General features: G+C 69.5%; 6 protein-coding genes. 2 read left to right on the top strand and 4 right to left on the bottom strand.

What is annotated here, in order from left to right:
- Positions 1-489: chorismate synthase (locus WAL33_RS18145; RefSeq protein WP_422182980.1), on the bottom strand; the 489-nt coding region annotated here is incomplete at its 3' end.
- Positions 490-842: 353 nt separating this feature from the next.
- Between WAL33_RS18145 and WAL33_RS18140 the strand changes: the two genes are divergently transcribed.
- Positions 843-1,952 carry a methyl-accepting chemotaxis protein gene (locus tag WAL33_RS18140; protein WP_422182978.1) on the top strand — a complete coding sequence of 370 codons (1,110 nt, stop codon included), beginning with the start codon at positions 843-845 and terminating at the stop codon, positions 1,950-1,952.
- Positions 1,953-2,132: 180 nt separating this feature from the next.
- Here the strand turns inward: WAL33_RS18140 and WAL33_RS18135 are convergent, their stop codons facing one another.
- From WAL33_RS18135 to WAL33_RS18125, 3 genes are read right to left on the bottom strand one after another with little or no spacing between them, the layout of a single operon-like run.
- Complete coding sequence (locus WAL33_RS18135; RefSeq protein ID WP_422182976.1) at positions 2,133-2,912, bottom strand: site-2 protease family protein; 780 nt, start codon at positions 2,910-2,912, stop codon at positions 2,133-2,135.
- A gap of 57 nt (positions 2,913-2,969) precedes the next feature.
- The gene (locus WAL33_RS18130; RefSeq protein ID WP_422182974.1) at positions 2,970-3,179 is read right to left on the bottom strand and encodes a hypothetical protein; all 210 of its coding nucleotides are present in this window, start codon (positions 3,177-3,179) and stop codon (positions 2,970-2,972) included.
- 4 nt (positions 3,180-3,183) lie between these two features.
- Positions 3,184-4,503, bottom strand: coding sequence for an aspartate aminotransferase family protein (locus WAL33_RS18125; RefSeq protein ID WP_422182973.1), 1,320 nt, complete (start codon positions 4,501-4,503; stop codon positions 3,184-3,186).
- Between the two features lie 142 nt (positions 4,504-4,645).
- On the opposite strand from WAL33_RS18125, the gene WAL33_RS18120 reads away from it, so the two are divergent.
- Positions 4,646-5,077: GntR family transcriptional regulator (locus WAL33_RS18120; protein ID WP_422182972.1), on the top strand; the 432-nt coding region annotated here is incomplete at its 3' end.

The raw sequence follows: 5,077 nt of genomic DNA, 5'->3' as shown, positions 1-5,077 counted from the left end.
GATCTGCACCAGGGCGGCGCGGACGGTTACGCCGGGGATCACCAGTCGCGCCACCGCTCCGGCCGCCACGCGCGCCGCCGTCTCGCGCGCCGAGCTGCGCCCGCCGCCGCGATAGTCGCGCACGCCGTACTTGGCGAAATAGGGATAGTCGGCATGGCCCGGACGGAAGGCCTGGGCGATCTCGCCATAGTCCTTGGAGCGCTGGTCGGTGTTGTCGATCATCAGGCTGATCGGCGTTCCGGTGGTCCGCTGGCCGTCGCTGCGCGCGTCCTCGAACACGCCCGACAGGATGCGCACGGCGTCCGGCTCCTGGCGCTGGGTGACGAACTTGCCCTGGCCGGGGCGGCGCTTGTCGAGGAAGGCCTGGATGGCTTCGGCCGTGAGGGCGATGCCGGGCGGCACGCCGTCGACCACGCAGCCCAGGGCCGGGCCGTGGCTTTCGCCCCAGGTGGTGACGCGGAACAGGTGGCCGAAGGTATTGTGCGACATGGGGGCGGTGTAGCGGAAAGCGGAGCCTTCTTGAACCCTCTCCCAAGGGGAGAGGGTGTCTACCGTGGGCCGCCGGCCCCCGCTTCAGAAACTCTGTCCACCGAGGCCGTCGGCCTAAGACAAGGCTTTGTGGCGACGATCGGATGACACCGCTGTCGGCGTTGATGATTAATGAGGCATGGATTGTCGCGGAACTGCACATATCCCCAGGGCGCATGCCGCGAAACGCCCAAAAAGGCGCGACGTATTGTCGAACCCCCATCCCGGAAGGCTCACTCAAGTGGCATGCTCGCTTGTCTGGCGAGTGATTCGGCTGTTCCGAGTCCCGCCGCCGGTTTCGGGGGAAACCTGTCATGGCCGACGAAGACGCCAGTCTCCGCCCAGAACGCATCCTGGAGCTCAGCGAGCGCCTCTCCGCCGTGGCCGGCGAGAAGATCGGCGAGATCGCCTACGTCAACCGCTCGGCCAAGATGCTGGCCATCAACGCCCTGATCGTCGCCGCCCGGGCCGGCGAGGCGGGGCGCGGCTTCGCGATCGTGGCGGAAGAATTCAAGACCATCTCCACCCAGATCGACGTGGTGGCCGCCGCCCTGGAGAGCCAGGTGCGCGCCGACCTCGACGAGCTGACCAAGATCGGCGGGGCGATCCTGGGCCACCTGCGCGGCCAGCGCCTGGTCGACCTGGCCCTGAACGCCATCGAGATCATCGACCGCAACCTCTATGAGCGCACCTGCGACGTGCGCTGGTGGGCCACCGACAGCGCCGTGGTCGACTGCGTGGCGGCTCCGTCGCCCGAGGCCTGCGCCTACGCCAGCCAGCGGCTGAAGGTGATCCTGGACGCCTACACCGTCTATCTCGACCTCTGGATCGCCGACCCCTCGGGCCGGGTGATCGCCAGCGGCCGCCCCGACAAGTATCCGGCCGCCAAGAACGCCTCGGTGGCCGAGACCGACTGGTTCAGGAACGCCATGCGCACCAAGTCGGGCGACGACTTCACGGTCTGCGACATCGAGCGGGTCAAGGCCCTGAACGACGCCCCGGTCGCCACCTACGCCACGGCCATCCGCGAGGGCGGCCAGGCCAACGGCAAGGTGTTGGGCGTGCTGGGCGTCCATTTCGACTGGAAGCCCCAGGCCCAGGCGGTGGTCGACGGCGTGCGCCTGACCGACGAGGAAAAGGCCCGCTCGCGCGTGCTGCTGCTGGACCAGAACCACCGGGTGCTGGCCAGCTCGGACGGCAAGGGCGTGCTGGAGGAGACCTTCAAGCTCGACACCACCAGCGGGACCATGGGCAGCTATGCCGACGGCGCCCTCACCGTCGGCTACGCCCTCACCCCGGGCTACGAGACCTACAGGGGCATGGGCTGGTACGGCTGTCTGGTCCAGAACACGGAGGACGAAAAGCCGGCGGCGACGTTTCGCCCCGCCATGACGCAAATGGCGCAGAAGCTCAGCGCGGCGTGACCGCCTGGAACCCTCTCCCATGGGGAGAGGGAGGGGCCCAAGCGAAGCTTGGGAGGGTGAGGGGGTAAACCGCCCGACGGCGTGCCGGCAGGGCGTCTGTGAGAATCGGAGAGGGTGTAACCCCTCACCCTCCCACGCCTACGGCGCGGGTCCCTCCCTCTCCCTATGGGAGAGGGTGTTTCACCCCTCCCAGAACCGGAACGCTTCGAGCCCCGCGACGATGTCCGGACGCGAGACGCCGAACAGGTCGGTGATCGTCACCACCACGCCGAACAGGATGTCGTTGACCGGCGGCACGAAGAAGATCGCCAGGAACAGGCCGATGAACACCAGGTTGCCGAACTTCAGCGCCTGTTGCTGGACGCTGGCCGGCAGGTAGGGGCGGATCACGCCGAAGCCGTCCAGGCCGGGCAGGGGCAGCAGGTTCAGCACCAGGGCGAAGGCTTGCAGGAAGGCCAGGAAGGCGGCGGCCTGCGACAGCGGGCTGGTCTGCACGCCGAACGTCCGGTCGGCGGCCAGGCATAGCGCCAGGCCGATCAGCACCATCAGCGTTCCCAGCGGTCCGGCCAGCGAGGCCAGGGCTCGGCCGCGCTTGCTGCGCATCAGGTCGTCGCGCAGATAGACCGCCCCGCCGGGAAAGCCGATCCCGCCCAGCGCCAGGGCGACCAGCGGCAGCACCAGGCTGGTCGACAGGTCGGTGTATTTCAGCGGGTCCAGCGTCAGGTAGCCCTTCTCGGCGATCGTGTGGTCCCCGGCCTTGTAGGCCACGAAGGCGTGGGCGAACTCGTGGACCACCACGCTGAGGATCCAGCCCACCACCACGAAGGCGAAGGTCAGCACCCCCGGCGGGTCGGGCATCCGCGCCAGGGCGAAGGCCAGGCCGGTGAACACGGCGGTCAGGATCAGGGCGTTGGCGCTGATGGGGGCGGGCTTGGCGGGTCGGATGTCGGCGAGGGTCATGGGGCTCTTATACCGCCTCGCGGGGGGAGGGGGAGGCATCATGGCAAAGCTTGACCTTCAGGGCTGGGGCGTCTTCACCGCGTGATAGACCAGCATCGGCCCCAGGCGACCGCATTGGCTGCATTCGCCCAGCTTGTGGACGGGACTGGAGGCCCATAGCCGCAGCCCGCCCGTCGCGGCCAAGGGGCGGTCGCGTCCGCAGGTCTCGCAGCGGATGCGCCAGGCGCGGCGTTCGCGGTCGATGGCGGCGCGCAGTCGGGTGAACATCGCTCTACTCCACCCCCGCCAGCACCGTTCGGATCGTCTCCACCACCTGGTCCACCTGGGCCTTGTCGATGATCAGCGGCGGCGACAGGGCGATGATGTCGCCGGTCACCCGGATCAGCAGGCCCTTGTCGAAGGCGGTCTCGAAGGCGGCCATCGCCCGGGCGGTCGGCGCGCCGGGACGCGGCTCCAGCTCGATGCCGGCGATCAGGCCGAAGTCGCGGATGTCGATCACGTGGCGGGCGTCCTTCAGCGAATGGACCGCCGCGCGCCAATAGGGCTCCATCTCCAGGGCCCGCGTGAACAGGCCCTCCTCCTGATAGACCTCCAGCGTCGCCAAACCGGCCGCGCAGGCCAGGGGATGGGCCGAATAGGTGTAGCCGTGGAACAGCTCGATCGGCGCGTCGGCGCCGTCCATCATCGCCTGGTAGATCCCCTCCGAGGCCGCCACCGCGCCGGCCGGGACGGCGGCGTTGGTCAGGCCCTTGGCCATGCAGATCATGTCCGGGATCACCCCGAAACGCTCGGCGGCGAAGGCCGCGCCCACCCGGCCGAAACCGGTGATCACCTCGTCGAAGATCAGCAGGATGTCGTGCTTGTCGCAGATCGCCCGCAGGCGCTGCAGATAGCCCTCGGGCGGGACCAGCACGCCGGTCGAGCCCGCCACCGGTTCGACGATCACCGCGGCGATGTTGCTGGCGTCATGCAGGGCGACGATGGCCTCCAGCGCGTCGGCCAGCTCGGCGCCGTTCTTGGGCAGGCCCTGGCTGAACAGGTTGCCGGCCACGCCGTGGGTGTGGGGCAGGTGGTCGACGCCGGTCAGCAGGCCGCCGAAATACATCCGGTTCTTGGGGATGCCGCCCACCGAAATGCCGCCGAAGCCGACGCCGTGATAGCCGCGCTCGCGGCCGATCAGCCGGGTCTTGGTCCCCTTGCCCCGGGCGCGATGGTAGGCCAGGGCGATCTTCAGGGCGGTGTCGACCGACTCCGAGCCCGAGCCGGTGAAGAAGATGCGGTCCAGGCCCGGCGGGGTGATCTGGGCGATGCGGCTGGCGAAGGCGAAGGCGGCCGGGTGGCCCATGTTGAAGCTGGGCGCATAGTCCATCTCGCCGGCCTGGCGGCGGATGGCCTCGACGATCTTGGGCCGGTTATGGCCGGCGTTGACGCACCACAGGCCCGAGGTGGCGTCCAGGATCTGGCGGCCGTCGGGCGTGGCGTAGTGCATGCCCTCGGCGCGGGCCAGCATCCGGGGATTGGCCTTGAAGCGCCGATTGGGCGTGAAGGGCATCCAGAAGGCGTCGAGGTCGTTCGGGCCGAAGTCGGGCATGTGCGGTTCTCCGAAGGCCTTGCATTGTGATCGCGATTGGAGGTCTCCTGGCAAGGCCAAACCGGATGAGGCGCGGATGTGTCGGGGACACACACGCATTTCCCGGTCGGCGTGATCATGGCGCGGGCAGAGGAGTGCGTGTGTGTCCCCATCGGCATCCCGGCCCTCGCCAAGACGTCCCCTCGCCGACAGCCTGGCCGTCCATGATCAGGTCTACGAAGCCATCCGCCAGGCGCTGATCAACGGCCGCATCGCCCCGGGCGTCGGGGTCAGTCTGCGCAGCCTGGCCGCCCAGCTGGGCGTGTCGCCGATGCCGGTGCGCGACGCCGTGCGGCGGCTGGCGGCCGAGCGGGCCCTGGCGATCAATCCGGCCAACAAGCGGCTCAGCGTGCCCTCGCTGACGGCTGGCCGGCTGGAGCAGCTGTCCCAGGCCCGGCTGTGGATCGAGCCGGAGCTGGCGGCCCGCGCCGCGCCGCGCGCCGACGCCGCCCTGATCAAGCGCCTGCGCGAGCGCGCGCCCGCGCTGCCGGTGGTACTCGACCCGGTGCTGGCCAGCGGGCGCGGCGACGCGCTG

The organism is Caulobacter sp., assembly GCF_049283275.1.
Taxonomy (GTDB): Bacteria; Pseudomonadota; Alphaproteobacteria; order Caulobacterales; family Caulobacteraceae; genus Caulobacter.
The sequence above is the reverse complement of the archived record's forward strand: the minus strand, read 5'-3'. Positions and strand labels throughout refer to the sequence as shown.

Bases quoted from the DNA above. Each gene is read 5' to 3' on its own strand.
- WAL33_RS18140 (WP_422182978.1), top strand. From the start codon at position 843: ATGGCCGACGAAGACGCCAGTCTCCGCCCAGAACGCATCCTGGAGCTC.
- WAL33_RS18125 (WP_422182973.1), bottom strand. From the start codon at position 4,503: ATGCCCGACTTCGGCCCGAACGACCTCGACGCCTTCTGGATGCCCTTC.
- WAL33_RS18135 (WP_422182976.1), bottom strand. From the start codon at position 2,912: ATGACCCTCGCCGACATCCGACCCGCCAAGCCCGCCCCCATCAGCGCC.
- WAL33_RS18130 (WP_422182974.1), bottom strand. From the start codon at position 3,179: ATGTTCACCCGACTGCGCGCCGCCATCGACCGCGAACGCCGCGCCTGG.